This is a genomic window from Burkholderia sp. AU38729, assembly GCF_020419725.1.
Lineage (GTDB): Bacteria > Pseudomonadota > Gammaproteobacteria > Burkholderiales > Burkholderiaceae > Burkholderia.
Window position 1 is genome coordinate 325,058 of record NZ_JAIZQO010000011.1, and the last position, 22,257, is coordinate 347,314.

Here is a 22,257-nt window from a genome sequence, read left to right on the forward strand (position 1 = left end):
CGAACGACGCGCGCCGCGCGCCGGCTGGGCCGGCGGCGGCGCGTGCAAAGCAGCCTGCGCGACGGTGCGCGCGGCGGCGCGTCATCCGAAGTGGGCGACCAGGATCAGCGTGACCGTGACGACGATCGCGCCGCCGATCCGCGTCGCGATCTGCGCGAACGGCATCAGCTGCATCCGGTTCGCGGCGGTCAGGATCGCGACGTCGCCGGTGCCGCCTTGGCCGCTGTGGCAGGCGTTCACGATTGCGGTGTCGATAGGGTACATCTTCATCAGGCGGCCGACCACGAAACCGGTGCCCATCAGCGTCGCGACGGTCGACACGATGGTGACGACGTTGACGATCGTGAACGCGGCGGTCAGCTTGTCCCACGGGGTCATCGCGACGCCGATCGCGAACAGCAGCGGATACGTGACGGCGGTCGAGAAGAACTTGTAGACGACGAACGCGCCTTCCTGCAGCGGCGGCGACACCGCACGCGCGAGCTTCACGAGCACCGCGAGGAACAGCATCGCGACCGGCGCGGGCAGGCCGAACAGCTTGTGCGCCATCAGGCCGACCAGGTACAGCGTGATGGCCGTGATACCGGCGCCCGCGATGTGCGAGACGTCGACGTGGCCGCGGATTTCCTCGTTCTCGGGCGTCATGTCGCCCGATTCGCCGACCTGCAGGCGGCCGTTGCCGGTCAGGTGCGGGAAGCGCTTGCCGAGCATGTCGAGCGCGCCCGACAGGATGATCGCGGTCAGGCTGCCGAGCATCACCGGCGGCAGCACCATCGCGAACATCTCGCCTTGCGGCAGGTGCATCAGTTCCGAATAGCCGATCGACAGCGGAATCGCGCCTTCGCCGACGCCGCCCGCCATGATCGGCACGACGATGTACAGCAGCGTGTGGCGCGCGCCGAGGCCGAGCGCGGTGCCGACCGCCGTGCCGACGATCGCGGCCGCGACCGAGCCGGCCGCGAGCGGGATGAAGATCTTCACGAAGCCCTGGATCAGGACGCGGCGATCCATGCTCAGGATGCTGCCGACGATGATCGACGCGATGAACAGGTACAGGAAGTTGGTCGACTTCGTGAACTCGACGGTGAGGTTCAGCACCGGCTTCGGCAGCACGTGGTAGTACGTGAGCGCCGACGGCACGAAGGTCGCGAAGATCGCGGCCGCGCCGATGTTGCGCAAGAGCGGCAGGCGCTTGCCCAGTTCCGCGCAGGTGAAGCCGAAGAACGCGAGCACCGCGATCGCCATCGAGATCTCGCCGGGCACCTTGCCGGTCACCGAGAAGCCGACGATCAGCGCGAGCAGGATGAAATAGACGGGCAGCGGAATGATGCCGATGCGGATTTCCATCAGTTTCCACCAGCCTTCCGGCCAGAAGCGCGCGCGGGGGGCGGCGACGGCGTCGGAAACCGGCTCCGGATGGGACGGGGTATGGATAGAGGTCTGCAAGACGTGTCTCCTGATGTTGGTATGCCTGCATGGCTTCGCGGCATCGTGTGCCGTCTATTACGCAACCCCCGTGCCAGAAATCCGGCCTGCCGGAATATTTTTAATGCATTGATTTATAAGGGGTTTGTTTCGTCTGCGGAAAGGGCGGCCCGACTGGCTGGCCGAGATTTCGGAATTCGTCCGGCGCCGAGGCCGAGATTTCGGCCTGACGGCCGGCCGGGTGCCCGGTCGGGCCGCCGATCCCGCATGGCCGCCCGCCATATCGCCGCGCGCGATTTTCTTCGCACAATCGCTTCGTAGACCGCCCCCGCGCCGCTCTCTATCATCGGCTGATCTTTTCCGATGCGATTGACCCTGTCCGGAGAACGCCCGTGCGTTCGCCGCGGCGTCGCTCATCCATCGATACCGTCTTTGGACAGGAGAGTGGTTTCATGCTGCATGCCGTTTTTTCCGCCCGCTTTTCCGCCGGCCGCGTCGCGCGCCTGCTGGCTGCCGCCGTGCTTGGCGTCGCATTGCTCAATGGCGCGCACGCCGACACCGCGCCGCTGAAGGTCGGCATCTCGACCAGCCCGCAGATCGAAGCGCTGAAAGTTGCCGCGAAGGAAGCGAAGGCGCAGGGGCTCGACGTGAAGATCGTCGAATTCACCGACTGGAATACGCCGAACGCGGCGCTCGCGAACAAGGACATCGACGTCAACTACTTCCAGCACATCCCGTTTCTGGAGAACGCGAACAAGCAGGGCGGCTACAACTTCGTGTCGATCGCGCCCGGCACGATCATGAAGATCGGCCTCTATTCGAAGAAGGTGAAAAGCTTCAGCGAGCTGAAGGACGGCGCGAAAGTCGCGATCGCGAACGATCCGGTGAACGGCGGGCGCGGGCTGTTGCTGCTGCAGCGCGCGGGGCTCATCACGCTGAAGCCGGGCGCCGACTACCGCGCCACGACGCACGACATCGTCGCGAACCCGAAGCACCTGAAGATCATCCCGCTCGAAGCGTCGCAGCTCGCGCGCTCGCTCGACGACGTCGATCTCGCGCAGGGCTACCCGAGCTTCATCAAGCTCGCGGGCACGACCGACCCGAACAGCGCGCTGCTGTTCGACGGCACCGAGAACAAGATCTTCGCGATCCAGTGGGTCGTGCGCCCGGACAGCGTGAACGATCCGCGCATCCGCAAATTCATCTCGATCTACCAGCACTCGCCGGCGGTGCGCAAGGCGCTCGATAACGCGTTCGGCTCGCTGTACGCGATCGCGTGGTGACGGAGGCGCGCATGACGACGGCGAACCGCAAGAAAATCCTGCTCAACGCGTTCAACATGAACTGCGTCGGGCACATCAACCACGGGCTGTGGACACATCCGCGCGACCGCTCCGCGCACTACACCGATCTCGACTACTGGGCCGACCTCGCGAAGACGCTCGAACGCGGCAAGTTCGACGGGATCTTCCTCGCGGACATCGTCGGCGTGTACGACGTGTTCGGCGGCGGGCCCGATGCCGCGCTGCGCGAATCGGTGCAGGTGCCCGTCAACGATCCGCTGCTGCTGGTGCCCGCGATGGCGCAGGTCACGCGGCACCTCGGCTTCGGCGTGACCGCGAACCTCACCTACGAGCCGCCTTACCTGTTCGCGCGCCGCATGTCGACGCTCGATCACCTGACGAAAGGGCGCGTGGGCTGGAACATCGTCACCGGCTATCTCGACAGCGCCGCGCGCGGCATGGGCCTCGCGCAGCAGATCGGCCACGACGACCGCTACGAGCGCGCGGACGACTACATGGACGTCGTCTACAAGCTGTGGGAACAGAGCTGGGACGACGATGCGGTGATCCGCGATGCGAAGGCGCGCGTGTTCGCGCAGCCGGGCAAGGTGCGGCGCGTGAAGCACGACGGGCCGTTCTATTCGATCGACGCGATTCATCTGAGCGAGCCGTCGCTGCAACGCACGCCGGTGCTGTACCAGGCCGGTTCGTCCGCGCGCGGTGTCGAGTTCGCGGGGCGTCACGCGGAATGCGTGTTCGTGAACGGGCAAAGCAAGGCCGCCGCGCGCGCGGCGACACTCGACATTCGCGCGGCCGCAGCACGGCAGGGCCGCGACCCGGCGTCGATCAAGATCTTTGCCGGCGTGAGCGTCGTGACGGCGGAAACCGAGCTTCTGGCACGCGAGAAATTCGACGAATACCGGCGCTACGCGAGCGCCGAAGCCGGCCTCGCGCATTTCGCGAGCTCGACCGGCATCGACTTCGCGAAGTACGGCCTCGACGAGCCGATCTCGTACGTGAAGACCGATTCGATCCAGTCGGCCGTCGACGCGATCTCGCGCAAGAGCACGACCGGCACGTGGACCGTGCGCCGCATGCTCGAACAGATGTCGCTCGGCGGCCGCTATGCGCCGATCGTCGGCTCGCCGTCGCAGGTCGCGGACGAGCTGCAGTCGTGGATCGACGAGACCGGCATCGACGGCTTCAACCTGACGCGCACCGTGATGCCCGAGTCGTTCGAGGATTTCGTCGACTGGGTCGTGCCCGAGCTGCAGAACCGCGGCGTCTACAAGGAAGACTACGATCCCGCGCCGACGCTGCGCGAGAAGCTGTTCGGCGCGGGCCCGCGCCTGCCCGCGTGGCACACGGGCGCACAGCACCGGCCGGGCGCCGCCGTGCGCGCCGAATCCGCGCATCCCGCGCATGTCTGAACGTGACGGAGCGAAGCGATGACGCAATTGTTCGATACGTTGGGTTTCATTGAGACGTCGGCAGTACGTGCGGGAGCCGAGGCAACGGCACATGACGAAGCGGCCGCGTCGGCCGAATCGACCCGCGCCGGCGCAGCCGTATCGCTGGAGCAGGTCGGCAAGGTGTTCGCGACGCCGCGCGGCCAGGCTGCCGCGTTGCGCGACGTGACGCTCGACGTGCGGCGCGGCGAGGTCTTCGGGATCATCGGCCGCAGCGGCGCCGGCAAGTCGACGCTGCTGCGGCTCGTGAACGGGCTCGAGCGGCCGAGCTCGGGCCGCGTGCGCGTGCAGGGCGTCGATGTCGGCGCGCTCGACGAGGATGGCCTCGTCGCGCTGCGGCGCCGCACCGGCATGGTGTTCCAGCATTTCAACCTGCTGTCCGCGAAGACGGTGTTCGAGAACGTCGCGCTGCCGCTGAAGATCGCCGGCGTGCCGAAGGCCGAGCGCGTGCGCAAGGTCGAGGCGCTGCTCGAACTCGTCGGGCTCGCCGCGAAGCGCGACGCGTATCCGGCCAGCCTGTCGGGCGGGCAGAAGCAGCGCGTCGGCATTGCCCGCGCGCTCGTGCACGATCCGGAGGTGCTGCTGTGCGACGAGGCGACGTCGGCGCTCGATCCCGAGACGACGCAGTCGATCCTCGCGCTGCTCGCCGACATCAATCGTCGCCTCGGGCTGACGATCGTGCTGATCACGCACGAGATGGAAGTGATCCGCGCGGTGTGCGACACGGTCGCGGTGATCGAACAGGGCGAAGTCGTCGAAACGGGCCCCGTGTGGCGCGTGTTCGGCGATCCGCGCCACGGCGCGACGCGCGCGCTGCTCAGCACGCTCGTGCACGACCTGCCGGCCGAACTGGCGGCGCGCGTGCAGCCGCTGCCCGAGCAGGCCGCGTTGCCTGAAGGCGCGCAGGTCGTGCTCGACGTCCGCTATACGGGCGAGAGCGGCGGCGAGCCGGATGTCGGTGCGCTTGCGGTGGCGCTCGGCGGCTCGGTGCGGTTCCTGCACGGCGGGATTGAGCGCATCCAGGGGCATGCACAGGGGCGGCTCGTGATCGCGGCAGCCCTGCGCGCGGAAGATGCCGGCCAGCCGCCGGCCCGCGGCGGTGCAGTGGCCGCGCTGCTCGAACGCGCGCGCCGCCACGCGAACCACGCGGAGGTGCTCGGCTATGTTTGACCTCTGGTGGCCCGAACTGCTCGACGCGATCCGCGACACGCTGTCGATGGTCGCCGCATCGGCCGTGATTGCCGCGCTGATCGGCATCCCGCTCGCGGTGATCCTCGTGACGACCGCGCCCGGCGGCATCTACGAGCGGCGCGGCGTGAACGCGGTGCTCGGCGCGCTCGTCAACGTGTTCCGCTCGACGCCGTTCATCATCCTGCTCGTCGCGCTGCTGCCGTTCACGCGCGTGCTGATCGGCACGACGATCGGCGTCTGGGCGGCCGTCGTGCCGCTGTCGATCGCCGCGATCCCGTTCTTCGCGCGGATCGCCGAGGTGAGCCTGCGCGAAGTCGACCGCGGGCTGATCGAGGCCGCGCTCGCGATGGGCGCGAAGCGCCGCCACATCGTCTGGCACGTGCTGCTGCCCGAAGCGCTGCCCGGCATGCTCGGCGGCTTCACCATTACCGTCGTCGCGCTGATCGGCTCGACGGCGATGGCGGGCGCCGTCGGCGCGGGCGGCCTCGGCGATCTCGCGATCCGCTATGGCTACCAGCGTTTCGACACCACCGTCATGGCGACCGTGATCGTGATCCTGATCGCGCTCGTCTCGGCCGTGCAAATCACGGGCGACCGCCTGGTCCGACGTGTGACCCGGCGTACCTGAGCGACGCCACAAGCGTCCGCTCGCTTCATTCATGATCCTGAGAGAAAGAAACCTATGACCTTGCCCATCGGCGCGCCGCGCGAATGGAACGGACAATTCGAGGAAGCGCTGTTTCTCGACGTGGCGCGACGCCATCGTGCTGACTTCCCGGCGAAGCTCGCCACGCCGCCGCGCGAGCCGCGCAACGACGACGAACTGGCCGCCGTCGCCGACTACTACACGAAGATGGCGTCGCACGACCTGTTCATCGTGCAGGTCGTCGCGAAGGCGATCGACACGCTGTTCCGCGACGATCCGCATTTCCAGCTGATCCTGTCGCGCCAGCTCGGCGACGACGGCGCGCACGCGGTGATCGGCCGCGAGCGCGTGACCGAACTGACGGGGCGCGATCCGCTGCCGGAAGTCGACCGGCTCGTCGCCGCGCACTGGGCGCGCATCGGCGACATCGCGGTGCGCGACATCGCCGGCTTTCTCGCGTTCGAATGGCACTACGAGCTGCACATCCTCGCGAAGCTGTGGATGCAGCGCAAGACCGGCCGCATCGGCGATTCCGAGATGCGCGAGCACGGCGAGAACCGGATCCGGCCGGACGAGGAATGGCATCGCGTGCAGATCGTCCAGTGGTGGTTCGACACGTTGAAGGCGCTGCCGGCAGCCGAACGCGATGCGCTGATCGATCGCGTGATCGCGGCCGACGAGGAAACGCAGGCGCGGCTCGACGGTTACCTGCACGACGAGTACGCGCACACCGCGCACGTGTTCGGCGCGGATATCGCCGAATACCGCGCGATCTACGACGACTGGCGGCGCGAGATCCTGTCGCGGCTGACCGGCCGCACGCTCGACGCGCTCGTCCCGCTGTCGGGTGAAGCGGTTGCGCAGGAAGCCGTCGCATGAACGATCCACGCGGCCCGGCGACCTTCGCGCCCGATACCGATGCCCCGGCCTTCGACCACGCCGCGCTGGCGCGCGCGATCGACGCGTTGCGCACCACGGCCGCCGCGCGCGACCGCGCGGGCGGTCATGCGGCACAGGAGAAGCAGTGGCTCGCCGATGCGGGCTTGCTGACGCTCGCGGTGCCGCGTGCGTTCGGCGGGCAGGAAGCCGCGTGGCCCGGGATCTACGATGCGATCCGGCAGATCGCGCGCGTCGACAGCGCGCTCGCGCATCTCGTCGGGTTCCAGTGCCTGCAGGTGGTGAGCGTCGACGTGTGGGGCAACGCCGCGCAGCGCGAGCGCTACCTGCGTGGCACGGTCGAGGAGCAATGGTGGTGGGGCAATGCGGTCAATCCGCTCGACACGCGGCTCGTGGCCACGGCGACGCCTGACGGCGGCTACCGGCTCGATGGCGTGAAGGGCTTCTGTTCGGGCACGCGCGGCTCGCAGCGGATGACGGTGTCCGCGCACGATCCGGACACCGGCCGCACCGTGTTCGGCGTGGTGCCGACCGATCGCGCGGGGATCACGGTCAACGAAGACTGGGATCCGATCGGCCAGCGCCAGACCGACAGCGGCAGCGTGCGCTTCGACGGCGTGACGCTTGCGGCGGACGAGGTGCTGCACCGTTCCGAGACGCCGCCGACCCCGCGCGCGACACTGCGCACGCTCGTGTCGCAGCTCGTGCTGACCAACCTGTTCGTCGGGCTCGCGGAAGGCGCGCTGGCGGAAGCGCGCGACTACGTGCTGAAGCATGGCCGCCCGTGGATCCAGTCGGAGGTCGCGCAGGCGAGCGACGATCCGTACACGCTGCAGCGCTTCGGCGACATGCGCGTGCGGGCGATCGCCGCGGCGGCGCTGGCCGATCGCGCGGCCGCCGCGTTGCAGCGTGCATGGGCGCGGCAGGATGCGCTGACGGCGGACGAGCGCGCCGAGGTGGCGCTCGCGGTATCGGAGGCGAAGATCGTCGCGCAGCGTGCGGCGCTCGAGAACGGCGAGGCGCTGTTCGACGCCTGCGGCGCACGCGCGACGGCCGCGTCGCTCGGCCTCGACCGCTTCTGGCGGAACGCGCGCACGCATACGCTGCACGATCCGCTCGACTACCGGTTGCGGGATGTGGGCCGGTTCGCGCTGACGGCCGAGTTGCCGCAAGCGTCGCTCTATACATGACGGCGTGATGCCGGAGCGGCGTGGTCCGCTCCGGACAAAACCTAACCGGCATGCTGGACGTCTGAATTGATATGTTATATCGTTGCGATACTATGTATCACTCGATGATCGTCCACTCTCCTCCCGGAATCGCCCGATGAGCCCCGCACTCTCCCCGTCCACGCGGCTTCCCGTGACCGTCCTGTCCGGCTTCCTCGGCGCCGGCAAGACGACGCTGCTCAACCACATCCTCAACAATCGCGAGGGCCGGCGCGTCGCGGTCATCGTCAACGACATGTCCGAGGTCAACATCGACGCCGCGCTCGTGCGCGACGGCGGCGCGGGGCTGTCGCGCACCGACGAGAAGCTGGTCGAGATGAGCAACGGCTGCATCTGCTGCACGCTGCGCGAGGATCTGCTGATCGAGGTCGACCGGCTCGCGCGCGAAGGGCGGTTCGACCAGCTCGTGATCGAATCGACCGGCATCTCGGAGCCGCTGCCGGTGGCCGAGACGTTCACGTTCGAAGGCGAGGATGGCCGCAGCCTCGGCGAAGTCGCGCGGCTCGACACGATGGTGACGGTGGTCGATGCGTTCAATTTCCTGCGCGACTACGCGTCGCGCGACAGCCTGCAGGCGCGCGGCGAATCGATGGGCGAGGAAGATGCGCGCACGGTCGTCGATCTGCTGATCGACCAGATCGAGTTCTGCGACGTGATCGTGATCAACAAGATCGACCTGATCGACGCCAGCGCGCGCGAGCGGCTCGTCGCGTTGCTGCGCGGTTTGAACCCACGCGCACGGATCGAGATCGCCGAATTCGGCAAGGTGCCGCTCGAGCGCGTGCTCGACACCGGCCTGTTCGACTTCGAAGCCGCATCGCGCGCGCCGGGCTGGCTGCAGGAGATGCGCGGCACGCACACGCCCGAGACCGACGAGTACGGCATCCGCAGCTTCGTCTATCGCGCGCGTCGGCCGTTCCATCCGCAGCGCTTCTTCGATCTCGTCGAAAGCGAATGGGCGGGCGTCGTGCGCTCGAAGGGATTCTTCTGGCTCGCCACCCACCCGACCGTGGCCGGCTCGTGGTCGCAGGCCGGTGCGGTCGCGCGGCATGGGCCGGCCGGCTACTGGTGGGCGGCCATGCCGCCCGAGCGCTGGCCGCAGGACGCGGAAGCCGTCGCGCAGATCCGCGCGCGCTGGGACGAGCACGTCGGCGACGCACGGCAGGAACTCGTGCTGATCGGCATGGACATGGACGAGCCCGCGCTGCGCGCGCGCTTCGACGCGTGTCTGCTGACCGATGCCGAGATGGCCACCGGCCCCGAACACTGGACCACGTGGGACAACCCGTTCCGCGACTGGCCCTGAACTGACCGCGCTGCCTGCATCGATCCGGATGGAGAAGGCGCTCCACCGGATTTCGAGCATGAACGCACCGCTTCCCGATATTTCCCTGACCGATGCCGCGCCGGGCGGCCGCCCGCTCGAATGGGTCGGCATGCAGGGCATCGACCTGCCCGTTGCAGTGGCCGAACCCGGCTGCCGGCGCGACGTGCATGCGCGCGCCGACGTGCAGGTCGATCTCCCCGCGCCGCACGTGAAGGGCATCCACATGTCGCGGCTGTACCGGCTGCTCGACGGGCTCGATGATGGCGCGGCGCTGTCGCCGGCCGGCCTTCAGCGTGTGCTGCACGCGATGGTCGACAGCCATCGGGACTGCGACACGCGCAGCGCGCGGCTCCGGTTGCGCTTCGACTTGCTGGCGCGCCGCGCCGCGCTGGTGACGGACGGGCTGGCCGGATGGAAGGCCTATCCGGTCCGGCTCGACGCGACGCTGACCGGCTCCCGGTTCGCGCTGCGCGCGCAGGTGACGGTCGTCTATTCGTCGACGTGCCCGTGCTCGGCCGCGCTGTCGCGGCACTGGGTCGAGCAGGCGTTCCTGGCGGCATTCGGCCGCGACGATCGCGTGGAGCCGGCGGCAGTCGCCGCGTGGCTGAAGCGGCACGCGACGGCGGCCACGCCGCACAGCCAGCGCAGCGAAGCCGTCGTCAGCGTGGCGTTGCCCGCCGATGGCGCGACGCTGGGGCTGATCGACCTGATCGATCGCATCGAGCACGCGCTCGGCACGCCGGTGCAGACGGCCGTCAAGCGCGCGGACGAGCAGGCCTTCGCGGTGCTCAACGGCGGGAACCTGATGTTCGTCGAGGACGCCGCGCGCCGGGTCCAGGCCGCGCTGGACGGCCACCATGCGACCCCGCGCGTGCACGTGCGCCATCTGGAAAGCCTGCATCCGCACGATGCGGTCGCCTGGGCCGCGCCGGTGCGCGAAGGCGCCGACGCATGCTGATCCGCAAGTTGTTCCGCTTCGAGAACGCGCACGTCGTGCGCGGCTGCAGCACGCGGCGCTGCTCGCATTCGATCCACGGCCATTCGTACCGCGTCGAGCTGCTGCTGGAAGCGCACGCGCTGGATCACGGGCAGATGATCTACGACTTCGGGCTGCTCAAGGGCGACGTGCGCGAGCTGATCGACGCGTTCGATCACGCCGTGACGCTGTGGTCGGATGACGACCCGTGTTATGTCGAGAGCATGCGCCGGCATTCCGAGCGCTGGGTGCTGCTGCCCGTGTCGCCGAGCGCCGAGCAGTTCTCGCGCGTGTTCTTTCGCCTCGTCGATGCGGCACTGTCCAGCACCCGCATGACGAACGGCGAAGCCGACGTGCGACTGCATTCGATCATCGTTCACGAGACCGAGACCGGTTACGCGCAGTGCTTTCGCGACGATGCGTTCAACCCGCGCATGGGTCGCATCGACCTGGACGACATCGTGTTCGCGCCGGCAATCGCCGCACAGTGGCGCGATCCGGGCCTGTTCGAGCGGATCAAGCGCGGCCGCCCCCTTTCAACGCAGGAATCCTGATGATCAGAAAGAACCCGCGCGGCGACCTGCCGCAGATTCACCCGAGCGCCTTCGTCGATCCGACCGCCATTCTGTGCGGGCTCGTGATCGTCGAGGAGAACGTGTTCATCGGCCCGTACGCGGTGATCCGCGCCGACGAAACGGATGCCGGCGGCCGGATCGCGCCGATCGTGATCGGTGCGCATTCGAACATCCAGGACGGCGTGGTGATCCATTCGAAGTCGGGCGCGAGCGTCACCATCGGCCAGCACACGTCGATCGCGCACCGCGCGATCGTCCACGGGCCGTGCAAGGTCGGCAACGGTGTGTTCGTCGGCTTCAACAGCGTGCTGTTCAACTGCACCATCGACGACGGCTGCGTGGTGCGCTACAACGCGGTCGTCGACGGCTGCCATCTGCCGCCGGGGTTCTACGTGCGTTCGACCGAGCGCATCGGGCCGGAAACCGATCTCGCCGCGTTGCCGCAGGTGACGGCCGACGCGAGCGATTTCTCCGAGGACGTCGCACGCACGAACAATGCGCTGGTGCTGGGCTACAAGCACATCCAGAACGAGTTCTGAGTCATGGACGAGCCTATCCGACGTGAAGCGGGCGTGAGCGACGCGCTGCAGCGACGTCACGCCGACCTGCTCGTGCATGGCGGCACCGCGATGACACCCAACGGAGCCGAGCGGATCGACATCGCGTGCGTGGGCGGCCGTGTCGTCGCGCTGGGCGCGTTGCACGGCACGTGGAGCGCCGACGTCCTGCTGGATGCCGGCGGCCTGCACGTGTTGCCGGGCGTCGTCGACAGCCAGGTGCATTTCCGCGAACCGGGCTTGACGCACAAGGAGACCCTCGAGGCCGGCACGCGCGGCGCGGTGCTCGGCGGCGTCACGACGATCTTCGAGATGCCCAACACGCATCCGCTGACGCTGACCGCGCAGGACCTGCAGGCCAAGCTGGATCTTGCGCGCGGCCGTGCCTGGTGCGACTACGCGTTCTACATCGGCGGCTCGGCCGCGAATGCCGAACGGCTGCCGGCGCTCGAAAACCTGCCGGGCTGCGCGGGGGTGAAGGTCTTCATGGGCAGCTCGTTCGGCGATCTGCTGGCCGACGACGAAGCCGTGTTGCGCCGGATCGTGCGTAACGGGCGGCGGCGCATGGCCGTGCACGCGGAAGACGAGGCGCGGCTGCGCGAACGCCGGGCGCTCGTCGAAGCGAGCGGCGATGTGCGTGATCATCCTCGCTGGCGCGACGAGGAAAGCGCGCTGGCGGCGACGCGGCGCATCGTCGGGCTGGCCGCCGAGACGGGCCGGCGGCTGCATGTGCTGCACGTGTCCACTGCCGGGGAAATGGCGTTTCTCGCGCAACACCGGCATCGCGTGACCGTCGAGGTCACGCCGCATCACCTGAGCCTGCACGCGCCCGATTGCTACGCGCGGCTCGGCACGTTCGCGCAGATGAATCCGCCGGTGCGCGAGCGGCATCATCAGGATGCGCTTTGGCAGGCCGTGCGAGATGGCGTGGTCGATGTGATCGGCAGCGATCACGCGCCGCATACGCGCGACGAAAAACGCCGGCCCTATCCGCAATCGCCGAGCGGGATGACCGGCGTGCAGACGCTGCTGCCGCTGATGCTCGATCACGTGCAGGCGGGCCGCCTGAGCCTCGCGCGGCTGGTCGACCTGACGAGCGCCGGGCCGGCGCGCATCTTCGGCATCGCGGGGAAAGGGCGGATCGCGGCGGGCTACGACGCCGATTTCAGCATCGTCGACTTGCAGGCGCGTCGCGTCATCCGGGACGAATGGATTGCCAGCGTGAGTGGCTGGACGCCGTACGACGGGTGCGCGGTGACGGGCTGGCCCGTGCATACGGTCGTGCGCGGGCAGGTTGTCGTGCGTGACGAGGCACTGAATGGGCGGCCGGTCGGGCAGCCGGTCGCGTTTCTTGATGCGGTGGCTTGACCCTAACGATGCGCTGCCCGGTTCAGCGTCCGCTCAGTAAGCCGCATCCCGCACGAGCGCGTAGGTCTTTCCCGACGGCGCCTGGACGATCGACATGCCTTCGGCGATCGGCCCATTGGTTTTGCTGATCGCCGGCTGACCGCGCGTCGGTGTGAAGACCCAGGCGCCGGGATACTTCTCGCGGAGCCCGCGCAACGCGGAGGAGACCGCGGTCCCGGCGGGGTAATGGATGCCGCCGATGTCGATTGCGCGTGCCAGCGTCGCAGATGTGAAGGCGACGATGCGATGCTGCCGGTCGAGTCGCAGTCTCGCGCCGTGCAGCGCCAGCCCCGCCAGTTGAAATACGCCCCCTTGGGCAACATCGATACGCCAGTAGTCGTCGTCGCGCAGATCGTCACCATAGGTGGTCGTGTCACGGATCAAGTCCGATCCGGCCGGAACGATGGCGTCGGCTACCCGATTGCCGTCGGCCAGACGACACCACCACAGCGACTTGGTCCGGGCGTCGTTGCGCAAGACGATTTCCATCGGTTGGCCTGCATCGCACACCCATCCGTCGAGCGAGCGGGGGCCGGTGATCGTCAGCCCCAGCGCAGTGAGGTGGACGGGGTTCCGGTCGTTCCGCGGCGCTTCGTCGTCGAATTCCGACCGGACCTCCACCGCCTTGGCGGGGATGCCGTAGACATCGACCTCGCGCGGAAACACGGCTGTGTCGAACGAATGCATGTCGCCGGCGGTGTCGAGCGACAGTTGTGTGCCGGGCGGCATGTCGATGCCCGTCAGCCGGGTGGTCTTTTCCAGCGTGGGATGTTCCGCGGCGTCTTTCTTTCGTGCATCCAGATCGATCTTCAAATAGGCGATTGCCAACGCGACGAACAAGCTGCTCATCCAGCAGAGCACGCCGAGCAGGGCGGACTTGCGTATCCAGCGCGCGCGAAATGCGCGTCGCGCATCGGGAGAAAACGTTAGCGTGACGACCCAAAGCAGCACGGCGACAGTCGCCAGAAACGAAATGCCGAGAATGGCGAGGAAGGCGCCGGAGAAAAGCGGAGCAGGAATCATTGGAGCGGCGAGTGCCTGAGCGGATTCATGATGAGTCTTGCCCGGTCAAAGCCAGGACATGCCGGCATCGTCAACGGAGGAGCTGACACGGGCCGTCCGGCCCGTGGCAAACGCGATGCCGAGGTCCGGCGCGGATGGCGCTCATTGTAGTGTGCAAACGCAACGTTCCGACGAGAGCGGGATGTGCACGCCGCCGACCCGCACGCCGACATTACTCCACCGGCAACGCATCCGCCAGCGCCCGCATGGCCTCCACCGTCTCCGGGTTCGCCGGAAAGAACGCCTCGATCGCGAGTTCCGACAGCGTCACGTCGACCGGCGTGCCGAACACCGTCGTCGTGCTGAAGAACGTCAGTTCGCCGGCCGCCGTGCGCAGCCGCAGCGGCACGGCGATCTCCGCGAAGTCGGTGCGCGCCTGCGTGTCGTCGGGCTGGCCGGCCGGCGCCGGATACGCGGCGAGTTCGTCGCGCAGCGTGTGCAGCGTGCGGTCGCCGCTCGCATCGATCTGCCGCTGCAGCCGATGCAGGATGTGCGCGCGCCATTCGTGCCAGTTGACGATCTGCGACGCGAGCCCGTCCGGATGCAGGCTCAGCCGCAGCACGTTGACGGGCGGCTGCAGCAGCGCCGGGTCGGCCTGCGCGACCAGCGCGCCGAGCATCCGGTTCGCGGCGAGCAGCGTCCAGTGGCGGTCCACAGCGAGCGCCGGATAAGGCTCGTGGCCGCGCAGCACGGCGTCGACCGCATGGCGCGCGGCATCCAGTTGCGGATCCGAAAACGGCCGTTCGCGGAACAGCGGCGCGAAGCCGGCCGCGACGAGCAGCGCATTGCGCTCGCGCAGCGGCACGTCGAGACGCTCGGCGAGATGCAGCACCATCTCGCGGCTCGGCTGCGCGCGGCCCGATTCGACGAAGCTCAGGTGGCGCGCGGAGACGTCCGCGTCGAGCGCGAGCGCCATCTGGCTCAGGCGCCGGCGTTGCCGCCACGTGCGCAGCAGCGGGCCGATGCCTGGCGCGCGGCCGGCGGACGGGGAGGGCGAATGGAGGGCGGCGGTCGGGTTCATGTGGCAGATGATAGGCAATCCCGCGCAGCTTGGGCATTACCTCGGACGTAAGCATCGCGCCGTTCCCCGGCGTGTCACCGCGCTGCGTTACCATAGCCCCCGTGCCAACTGAGAGACGACGCCGGACCCGCGATTGAAAACGCCTGGGCCGGTGCCGTGCATATTTACGACAAGGCATTCCAGGGGAATCCAACAATGAAAAAACTTGCCGTCCGGCTCGCCTGCGTGGCGACGCTCGCATTCGCCGCGACCACCGGCCACGCGCAGACCGAAGCTGCGCAGGTGGAAATGAGGGCCGCCGCCGCGGCCGCCAACGACGCGGTCGTGAAGGGCCCGACCGATATCGACGTGAAACACGAAGCCGTGCTGAAGCTGAAAGCCGGCGAATCGTTCGTGCCGGCTGCCGAAGCCGGCCGCTACCTGCGCTCGATGGGCAACTCGATCGACGAATCCAAGCTGGTCGGCCTCGTGCTGCCCGACGATCCCGATGCCGACTGGATCTCGGTCGTGTCGTTCGAGCCGAGCGGCTATATCCGCGACGACGACGCGAAGGACTGGAAGCCCGACGAGCTGCTGAAGAGCCTGCAGTCCGGCACCGAGGAAGACAACCCGGGGCGCAAGGAGCGCGGCCTGCCGGAGACCGAGGTGGTCGGCTGGGCGAAGGCGCCCGCGTACGACGCCGCCACGCACCGGCTCGTGTGGTCCGCGATCATCCGCGACAAGGGCGCGGCCCCGAACGCCGAGAACGACGGCGTGAACTACCGGACGCTCGTGCTCGGCCGTGACGGCTACCTGTCGCTGACGATGGCGTCGACGCTGGCCGATCTGCCGAAATACAAGGCGTCGGCCGACGAGCTGCTGTCGAACATCCGCTTCAACGACGGCAAGCGCTATGCCGATTTCAACAAGTCGACCGACCACGTCGCCGAGTACGGCCTCGCGGCGTTGATCGTCGGCGTCGGCGCGAAGAAGCTCGGCCTGCTCGCGCTGATCGGCGCGTTCGCGGTGAAGTTCTTCAAGATCGGCGCGGTCGCGCTGCTGGCCGGCGGCGCGGCTTTGAAGCGCTTCTTCGGGCGCAAGCCGAAGGCGGCCGCGGTGCCGGCCGTCGCCGAGGCATCCGGCGTATCCGACGTATCCGGCACGGAGCGCAAGGAATGACGAAGCTGTTGCTGCTGATCTTCGGCGGCCTCAAGCTCGGCAAGGTGCTCATGTCGGCGGGCACCATGCTGGCGTCGATCGCGGTCTACGCGCTGTTCTACGGCTGGCGGTTCGCAGCCGGTTTCGTGGCGCTGCTGCTGGTGCACGAAGCCGGCCACTACCTCGCCGCGCAGCGGCGCGGGCTCGACGTCGGGCTGCCGACTTTCATCCCGTTCGTCGGCGCGTGGATCCAGCTGAAGGAGATGCCGCACGACGCGGAAACCGAGGCGTACGTCGGGCTCGCCGGGCCGTTCGTCGGCACGCTCGGTGCGCTGGCCTGCTACGCGGCCGCGCGCCACACCGACAGCAACCTGCTGCTCGCGCTGTCGTACACGGGCTTCTTCCTGAACCTGTTCAACATGATTCCGCTGTCGCCGTTCGACGGCGGGCGGATCACCGCGGTGCTGTCGCCGCGCATCTGGTTCGCGGGCGTGCCGGTGCTGATCGCGCTGTTCGTGTACCGCCCGAGCCCGTTGCTGATCGTGATGGCGATCCTCGCGCTGCCGCAGCTGAAGCGCGCGTGGCGCTACGATCCCGACGCGCCGGAGAACCGCGTGTACTACGCGACATCGATCGAGACGAAGACGACGTACGCGCTCTGCTACGTGGGCCTGCTCGCGTTCCTCGCGCTGATGACGTCCGGCGTGCATGACATGCTACGCGTCGCACATTCGTCGATCTGACTGCTGATACCGGGTATCCGATGCAACAACGGCGGCCGTTTTCATGCGGCCGCCGTTGCTTTGTCTTGAAGCCGAACGTCAGGCGTCGCGATGACGCAGTTCGACGCGTTTGATGTCCTTCACGATCACGAGATAGCTGAACACGGTGACGAGCGCGTTCAGCCCGACGAACACGAGCGCGCCGTTGAACGAGCCGCTCGCGCCGACGAGGTAGCCGATCGCGATCGGCGCGACGATGCCGGCCGTGTTGCCGAACATGTTGAACAGGCTGCCCGACAGGCCGATCGCTTCCTTCGGCGCGGTATCCGCGACGACGGCCCAGCCGAGCGAGCCGATCCCCTTGCCGAAGAACGACACGGCCATCAGCACGATCACCAGCACTTCGCTGTCGACGTAGTTGCACCCGATGATGACCATCGACAGCGCCATCCCGCCGACGATCGGGATCTTCCGCGCGAGCGTGAGCGACACGCCGCGGCGGATCAGCCCGTCCGACAGCATCCCGCCGAGCACGCCGCCGAGGAACCCGCAGATCGCGGGCAGCGACGTCATGAAGCCGGCCTTCAGCAGCGACATGCCGCGCGCCTGCACGAGGTAGATCGGGAACCACGTGAGGAAGAAGTACGTGAGCACGTTCACGCAGTACTGGCCGAGGTACACGCCGATCAGCATCCGGTTCGACAGCAGCTGGCGCACGTAGTACCAGCCGGCCACGCGGCTGCTTTCGGAGCGCGCGCCGTTGCTGCTGCGTGCAGCGGTGCGCACGAGGCCGCCGCCTTGCTCGATATGGTCGAGTTCCGCGCGGTTCACGGCCGGATGGTCGGCCGGATCCTTCATGACCCGCAGCCACAGGAACGCGAGCGCGATGCCCGCGAGGCCGAGCCACAGATACACCTGGTGCCAGCCGTACGCATGCGTGAGCCACGCCATCAGCGGCGAGAACACCACGGCCGCGAAGTACTGCGCGGCGTTGAAGATCGCCGACGCGGTGCCGCGTTCGGCGGTCGGGAACCAGCTCGCGACCACTTTCGCGTTCGCCGGAAAGGCGGGGGCTTCGGCGATGCCGACCGCGAAGCGCATCGCGAACAGCGCGGCGACCGCGAACGCGGCGCTGCCGCCGAGGCCGATCGTGCTCTGCAGCAGCGTGAACGCCGACCACAGGAAGATGCTGGCCGCATACACGCGCCGCGCGCCGAAGCGGTCCAGCAGCCAGCCGCTCGGCAGTTGCGCGAGCACGTACGCCCAGCTGAACGCCGAGAAGATGTAGCCCATCGTCACCGGATCGATGCCGAACGCCTTGCGGATCGGCGTGCCGGTGATCGACAGCGTCGCGCGGTCCGCATAGTTGAGCGTCGTGACGACGAACAGCATCGCCAGGATCCCGTAGCGCACGGCGGTCCGGCGCGCGGTGCGCGCGAGGTCGAGCGGAAGCTCGCGAGAAGGGGTTTGATTAGGCACTTTAATGTATGTCGTCGTATGACTTGGCGACAGTTTATTGGTAATAATCAGGCGCAGAAACCTCGGGTTTTCCCTCTGAATGATGGCGTGAAAGAGTGAAAATCCCAGATATTGGCGCGTGAAATAAGGGTTTTGCTCGCGTCGGCGCCAACCCGACAATCGACGCGGATATTGATGCTAGGTGGGCGGACATCATATCTGTTGAGCTACAATGAGCGATCTATTCCCGAACCACGGAGCACACCCCATGCAACTGACTGGAGAGATGCTGATCGGCGCCGAAGCGGTCGCCGGCTCGGCCGGTACCTTGCGCGCGTTCGACCCGTCGAAGGGCGAGCCGATCGACGCGCCGGCGTTCGGCGTTGCGGCGCAGGCCGACGTCGAGCGCGCATGCGAACTCGCGCGCGATGCATTCGACGCGTACCGCGCGCAGCCGCTCGCGGCCCGTGCGGCGTTTCTCGACGCGATCGCGGATGAAATCGTCGCGCTCGGCGACGCGCTGATCGAGCGTGCGCACGCCGAAACGGGCCTGCCCGTCGCGCGGCTGCAGGGCGAGCGCGGCCGCACCGTCGGCCAGCTCCGGCTGTTCGCGCGCGTCGTGCGCGACGGGCGCTTCCTCGCCGCGTCGATCGATCCCGCGCAGCCGGCGCGCACACCGCTGCCGCGGTCGGACCTGCGGCTGCAGAAAGTCGGGCTCGGGCCCGTCGTCGTGTTCGGCGCGAGCAATTTCCCGCTCGCGTTCTCGGTGGCCGGCGGCGATACGGCGTCGGCGCTCGCGGCCGGCTGCCCGGTGATCGTGAAGGCGCACGAGGCGCACCTCGGCACGTCCGAGCTGGTCGGCCGCGCGATCCGCGCCGCCGTCGCGAAAACCGGGATGCCGGCGGGCGTGTTCTCGCTGCTGGTCGGCCCCGGCCGCGTGATCGGCGCGGCGCTCGTCAGCCATCCGGCGGTCCAGGCGGTCGGCTTCACGGGGTCGCGGCAGGGCGGCATGGCGCTCGTGGAGCTCGCGAACGCGCGCCCGCAGCCGATTCCCGTCTACGCGGAAATGAGCAGCATCAACCCCGTCGTGCTGTTTCCGGCGGCGCTCGCCGCGCGCGGCGACGCGATCGCGACGGGCTTCGTCGATTCGCTGACGCTGGGCGTCGGCCAGTTCTGTACCAACCCGGGCCTCGTGCTCGCGATCGACGGCCCCGATCTCGACCGCTTCGAAACCGTTGCCGCGCAGGCGCTTGCGAAGAAGCCGGCCGGCGTGATGCTCACGCGCGGCATCGCCGATGCGTATCGCAACGGCCGCGGCAAGCTGGCCGAACTGCCGGGCGTGCGCGAGATCGGCGCGGGCGAGGCGGCGCAGACCGACTGCCAGGCCGGCGGCGCGCTGTACGAAGTCGGCGCGCAGGCGTTCCTCGCCGAGCCGGCGTTCAGCCACGAGGTGTTCGGGCCGGCGTCGCTGATCGTGCGTTGCCGCGATCTCGACGAAGTCGCGCGCGTGCTCGAAGCGCTCGAAGGCCAGCTGACGGCCACGCTGCAGATGGATGCCGACGACAAGCCGCTCGCGCGCCGGCTGCTGCCGATCCTTGAACGCAAGGCGGGCCGCCTGCTGCTCAACGGCTACCCGACCGGCGTCGAGGTGTGCGACGCGATGGTGCACGGCGGGCCGTTCCCGGCCACGTCGAACCCGGCCGTCACGTCGGTCGGCGCGACGGCGATCGAGCGTTTCCTGCGGCCGGTGTGCTACCAGGATTTCCCGGACGATCTGCTGCCGGAAGGGTTGCAGGAAAGCAATCCGCTCGCGATTCCGCGGCTGCGGGACGGGAAGGCGGAGTAATCGTCACGCACGGCTGATGGCGTCATGACGGCGGTCAATGCGCCGATTGCGTGCCTGAAATCGGAAAGGCGGAGGTAGCCGGTCGGCTGCTTCCGCCTTTTTTGCGTGCTTCGGAAACTGTCGGAGAACGGATGCATGCCACCCCGGCAGACTTTCGCCGCCCGCGCTTTTCTCCTACAGTACCGAAGCCCCGGGTCGACCGACCCGCGGGCGAAGCCTGAGAGATCCAGAAAAAGTCTAAAAGGGTACCGAATCCATGAATATCAACAAACGTGGCGACCATCTGTTCGCGGCCGGATTGTGGAAAGCGATCGGCGACGTCGCGAAATCCGTGCGCACCCAGATTGGCCAGTACAGCGAAGGACGCGTGCTCGCGAATGCACTGCTGGAATTCCAGCGCGACCTGGGCGGCAGCGAATTCGACATCACGATCAACCAGGGGCGGCTCGTCACGGGCTCCGACGCGCATTCGCTCGTGTTCGGTCAAGCCGTTCGCCGTTTCCGGCAGGACATGGAAGCGCTGGTGTTCGCGCTCCAGTACCGGCGCGGCATCGATGAACGCGATCCGGGCCTGCGCACCGAAGCGTTGATGCAGGCGAACAGCCAGCTCGCGACCGCGAAGCAGTCGGCGACGATCACGGTCGGCCGGTTCTTCGACGCGGTCGTTGACCGCGACGTACTCGGGCAGATCCTTGGCAGCGAATCGAATTCGCGCGCGCGGTCGGGTGCGCAGGACCAGATCGAGGCGACGCGCGTCAAGCTGGGGAACGTGCGTTACCGGATCGTCGGGGTCATCGCGCAGATGTGACGGTGGCGACACGCATGGCGGCGGATGCGTGCGTCATCGCGGAAAGCGCGCAAAAGGGCGCGGCCGGAGAATGCCGGCCGCGATGTAGCACTGCCGGCGCGGTGCCAATGCGACGTGCGCCGCCGACGAACACCGCTTATTGCGGCCCCATCTTCTTGATCAGCACGTCGAGCTCCGCCGCTTCTGCATCGGTGAGATCGACGAGCGGCGCGCGCACCGGGCCTGCGTCATGGCCGACGAGCTTCGCGCCCGCCTTCACGATGCTGACCGCATAGCCCGCGCGGCGATTGCGGATCTTCAGGTACGGCAGGAAGAATTCGTCGATCAGGCGGCCGACCGTGGCGTGGTCGTCCTTCGCGATCGCTTCGTAGAATTCCATCGCCGTCTTCGGGATGAAGTTGAACACGGCCGACGAATACACCGGCACGCCGAGCGCCTTGTACGCGGCGGCATAGACTTCAGCCGTCGGCAGGCCACCGAGGTACGCGAACCGGTCGCCGAGGCGGCGGCGGATCGTCACCATGCTTTCGATTTCGCCCACGCCGTCCTTGAAGCCGATCAGGTTCGGGCAACGATCGGCGAGGCGCTCGAGCATGTCGGCGTTCAGCTTCGAATTCGCGCGGTTGTACACCACGACACCGATCTTCAGCGCACGGCACACCTGCTCGACGTGGTCGGCGATCCCTTCCTGGCTGGCTTCGGTCAGGTAATGCGGCATCAGCAGCACGCCGCTCGCGCCGAGGCGCTCGGCCTCCTGCGCATATTCGATCGCGACGCGCGTCGCGCCGCCCGCGCCGGCGAGGATCGGCACCTTGCCCTTGCAGGTTTCCGTCGCGACACGGATCACGTCCGAATACTCGCGCTGCGTGAGCGAGAAGAATTCACCGGTGCCGCCGGCCGCGAACAGCGCGCTCGCACCGTACGGCGCGAGCCATTCCAGGCGCTCGGCATAGGTGGACGGGCGGAAGCTGCCGTCGGCGTCGAAATCCGTCAGCGGAAACGACAGCAGGCCGTGGGAAATGATCTGTTTGAGTTCTTGCGGTGAGGTCATGGTTGGGTCGTCCGTCTAGCGCGAGTGCTGGGTTCGTTGGGAACGGCATACGAGCCACATTGGCGATGTCGTTGTATGTCATCGTACAACGAGGGGAGGGGCGACGCAAGCGGTTTGCTGGTCGATAAATAGTAGGGTCTTTCCGGATAAGGGTTTACGCAGCATCGCCG

General features: G+C 67.9%; 20 protein-coding genes. 15 read left to right on the forward strand and 5 right to left on the reverse strand.

Going from position 1 to position 22,257, the window contains the following annotated elements; all coding sequences use genetic code 11:
* Positions 1 to 81: 81 nt before the first annotated feature.
* Complete coding sequence (locus LGM56_RS28330; protein WP_089433376.1) at positions 82 to 1,446, reverse strand: 2-hydroxycarboxylate transporter family protein; 1,365 nt, start codon at positions 1,444 to 1,446, stop codon at positions 82 to 84.
* A gap of 431 nt (positions 1,447 to 1,877) precedes the next feature.
* On the opposite strand from LGM56_RS28330, the gene LGM56_RS28335 reads away from it, so the two are divergent.
* From LGM56_RS28335 to LGM56_RS28385, 11 genes are all read left to right on the forward strand, one after another.
* Positions 1,878 to 2,708 carry a MetQ/NlpA family ABC transporter substrate-binding protein gene (locus LGM56_RS28335; RefSeq protein WP_089428996.1) on the forward strand — a complete coding sequence of 277 codons (831 nt, stop codon included), beginning with the start codon at positions 1,878 to 1,880 and terminating at the stop codon, positions 2,706 to 2,708.
* A gap of 11 nt (positions 2,709 to 2,719) precedes the next feature.
* Positions 2,720 to 4,138: an LLM class flavin-dependent oxidoreductase gene (locus tag LGM56_RS28340; protein ID WP_226207356.1), complete on the forward strand. Its 1,419-nt coding sequence runs from the start codon at positions 2,720 to 2,722 to the stop codon at positions 4,136 to 4,138.
* Positions 4,139 to 4,156: 18 nt separating this feature from the next.
* Positions 4,157 to 5,347 carry a methionine ABC transporter ATP-binding protein gene (locus LGM56_RS28345; protein ID WP_226207357.1) on the forward strand — a complete coding sequence of 397 codons (1,191 nt, stop codon included), beginning with the start codon at positions 4,157 to 4,159 and terminating at the stop codon, positions 5,345 to 5,347.
* Positions 5,340 to 5,996: a methionine ABC transporter permease gene (locus LGM56_RS28350; protein WP_046546161.1), complete on the forward strand. Its 657-nt coding sequence runs from the start codon at positions 5,340 to 5,342 to the stop codon at positions 5,994 to 5,996. Before LGM56_RS28345 ends, LGM56_RS28350 begins: the two co-directional genes overlap by 8 nt.
* Positions 5,997 to 6,050: 54 nt before the next feature.
* Positions 6,051 to 6,893, forward strand: a complete 843-nt coding sequence (locus tag LGM56_RS28355) for a hypothetical protein (RefSeq protein WP_226207358.1) — start codon at positions 6,051 to 6,053, stop codon at positions 6,891 to 6,893.
* Positions 6,890 to 8,101, forward strand: coding sequence for an acyl-CoA dehydrogenase family protein (locus LGM56_RS28360; RefSeq protein ID WP_226207359.1), 1,212 nt, complete (start codon positions 6,890 to 6,892; stop codon positions 8,099 to 8,101). Before LGM56_RS28355 ends, LGM56_RS28360 begins: the two co-directional genes overlap by 4 nt.
* Before the next feature lie 136 nt (positions 8,102 to 8,237).
* Positions 8,238 to 9,446 carry a zinc metallochaperone GTPase ZigA gene (gene zigA / locus LGM56_RS28365; protein ID WP_226207360.1) on the forward strand — a complete coding sequence of 403 codons (1,209 nt, stop codon included), beginning with the start codon at positions 8,238 to 8,240 and terminating at the stop codon, positions 9,444 to 9,446.
* Positions 9,447 to 9,504: 58 nt separating this feature from the next.
* Positions 9,505 to 10,425 carry a GTP cyclohydrolase FolE2 gene (folE2, locus tag LGM56_RS28370; RefSeq protein WP_226207361.1) on the forward strand — a complete coding sequence of 307 codons (921 nt, stop codon included), beginning with the start codon at positions 9,505 to 9,507 and terminating at the stop codon, positions 10,423 to 10,425.
* On the forward strand, positions 10,419 to 10,997 hold the full coding sequence (locus LGM56_RS28375) for a 6-pyruvoyl trahydropterin synthase family protein (protein WP_226207362.1): 579 nt from the start codon (positions 10,419 to 10,421) through the stop codon (positions 10,995 to 10,997). Before folE2 ends, LGM56_RS28375 begins: the two co-directional genes overlap by 7 nt.
* The gene (locus tag LGM56_RS28380; protein ID WP_089433370.1) at positions 10,997 to 11,557 is read left to right on the forward strand and encodes a carbonate dehydratase; all 561 of its coding nucleotides are present in this window, start codon (positions 10,997 to 10,999) and stop codon (positions 11,555 to 11,557) included. Before LGM56_RS28375 ends, LGM56_RS28380 begins: the two co-directional genes overlap by 1 nt.
* Before the next feature lie 3 nt (positions 11,558 to 11,560).
* Positions 11,561 to 12,943: a dihydroorotase gene (locus tag LGM56_RS28385; RefSeq protein ID WP_226207363.1), complete on the forward strand. Its 1,383-nt coding sequence runs from the start codon at positions 11,561 to 11,563 to the stop codon at positions 12,941 to 12,943.
* A 33-nt stretch (positions 12,944 to 12,976) separates the two neighbouring features.
* Here the strand turns inward: LGM56_RS28385 and LGM56_RS28390 are convergent, their stop codons facing one another.
* Both LGM56_RS28390 and LGM56_RS28395 read right to left on the reverse strand, forming a co-directional pair.
* Entirely contained in the window at positions 12,977 to 14,005 is a 1,029-nt protein-coding gene (locus LGM56_RS28390) for a hypothetical protein (protein ID WP_226207364.1), read from the reverse strand.
* Between the two features lie 211 nt (positions 14,006 to 14,216).
* On the reverse strand, positions 14,217 to 15,065 hold the full coding sequence (locus tag LGM56_RS28395) for a helix-turn-helix domain-containing protein (protein ID WP_226207365.1): 849 nt from the start codon (positions 15,063 to 15,065) through the stop codon (positions 14,217 to 14,219).
* A 195-nt stretch (positions 15,066 to 15,260) separates the two neighbouring features.
* Here LGM56_RS28395 and LGM56_RS28400 point away from each other — a divergent pair, with 195 nt between their 5' ends.
* Together LGM56_RS28400 and LGM56_RS28405 are read left to right on the forward strand one after the other, a co-directional pair.
* Complete coding sequence (locus LGM56_RS28400; protein WP_226207366.1) at positions 15,261 to 16,223, forward strand: DUF2167 domain-containing protein; 963 nt, start codon at positions 15,261 to 15,263, stop codon at positions 16,221 to 16,223.
* On the forward strand, positions 16,220 to 16,945 hold the full coding sequence (locus LGM56_RS28405; RefSeq protein ID WP_226207367.1) for a site-2 protease family protein: 726 nt from the start codon (positions 16,220 to 16,222) through the stop codon (positions 16,943 to 16,945). The genes LGM56_RS28400 and LGM56_RS28405 overlap by 4 nt, the downstream gene beginning before the upstream one ends.
* A 78-nt stretch (positions 16,946 to 17,023) precedes the next feature.
* Here the strand turns inward: LGM56_RS28405 and LGM56_RS28410 are convergent, their stop codons facing one another.
* Positions 17,024 to 18,403, reverse strand: a complete 1,380-nt coding sequence (locus LGM56_RS28410; protein ID WP_226207368.1) for an MFS transporter — start codon at positions 18,401 to 18,403, stop codon at positions 17,024 to 17,026.
* Between the two features lie 247 nt (positions 18,404 to 18,650).
* Here LGM56_RS28410 and LGM56_RS28415 point away from each other — a divergent pair, with 247 nt between their 5' ends.
* Positions 18,651 to 20,228 carry an aldehyde dehydrogenase (NADP(+)) gene (locus tag LGM56_RS28415; RefSeq protein ID WP_226207369.1) on the forward strand — a complete coding sequence of 526 codons (1,578 nt, stop codon included), beginning with the start codon at positions 18,651 to 18,653 and terminating at the stop codon, positions 20,226 to 20,228.
* A gap of 256 nt (positions 20,229 to 20,484) precedes the next feature.
* Complete coding sequence (locus LGM56_RS28420) at positions 20,485 to 21,036, forward strand: hypothetical protein (RefSeq protein ID WP_089429010.1); 552 nt, start codon at positions 20,485 to 20,487, stop codon at positions 21,034 to 21,036.
* Positions 21,037 to 21,172: 136 nt separating this feature from the next.
* Here LGM56_RS28420 and kdgD read toward each other — a convergent pair whose 3' ends face one another.
* The gene (gene kdgD, locus LGM56_RS28425; RefSeq protein ID WP_226207370.1) at positions 21,173 to 22,087 is read right to left on the reverse strand and encodes a 5-dehydro-4-deoxyglucarate dehydratase; all 915 of its coding nucleotides are present in this window, start codon (positions 22,085 to 22,087) and stop codon (positions 21,173 to 21,175) included.
* Between the last annotated feature and the right edge of the window lie 170 nt (positions 22,088 to 22,257).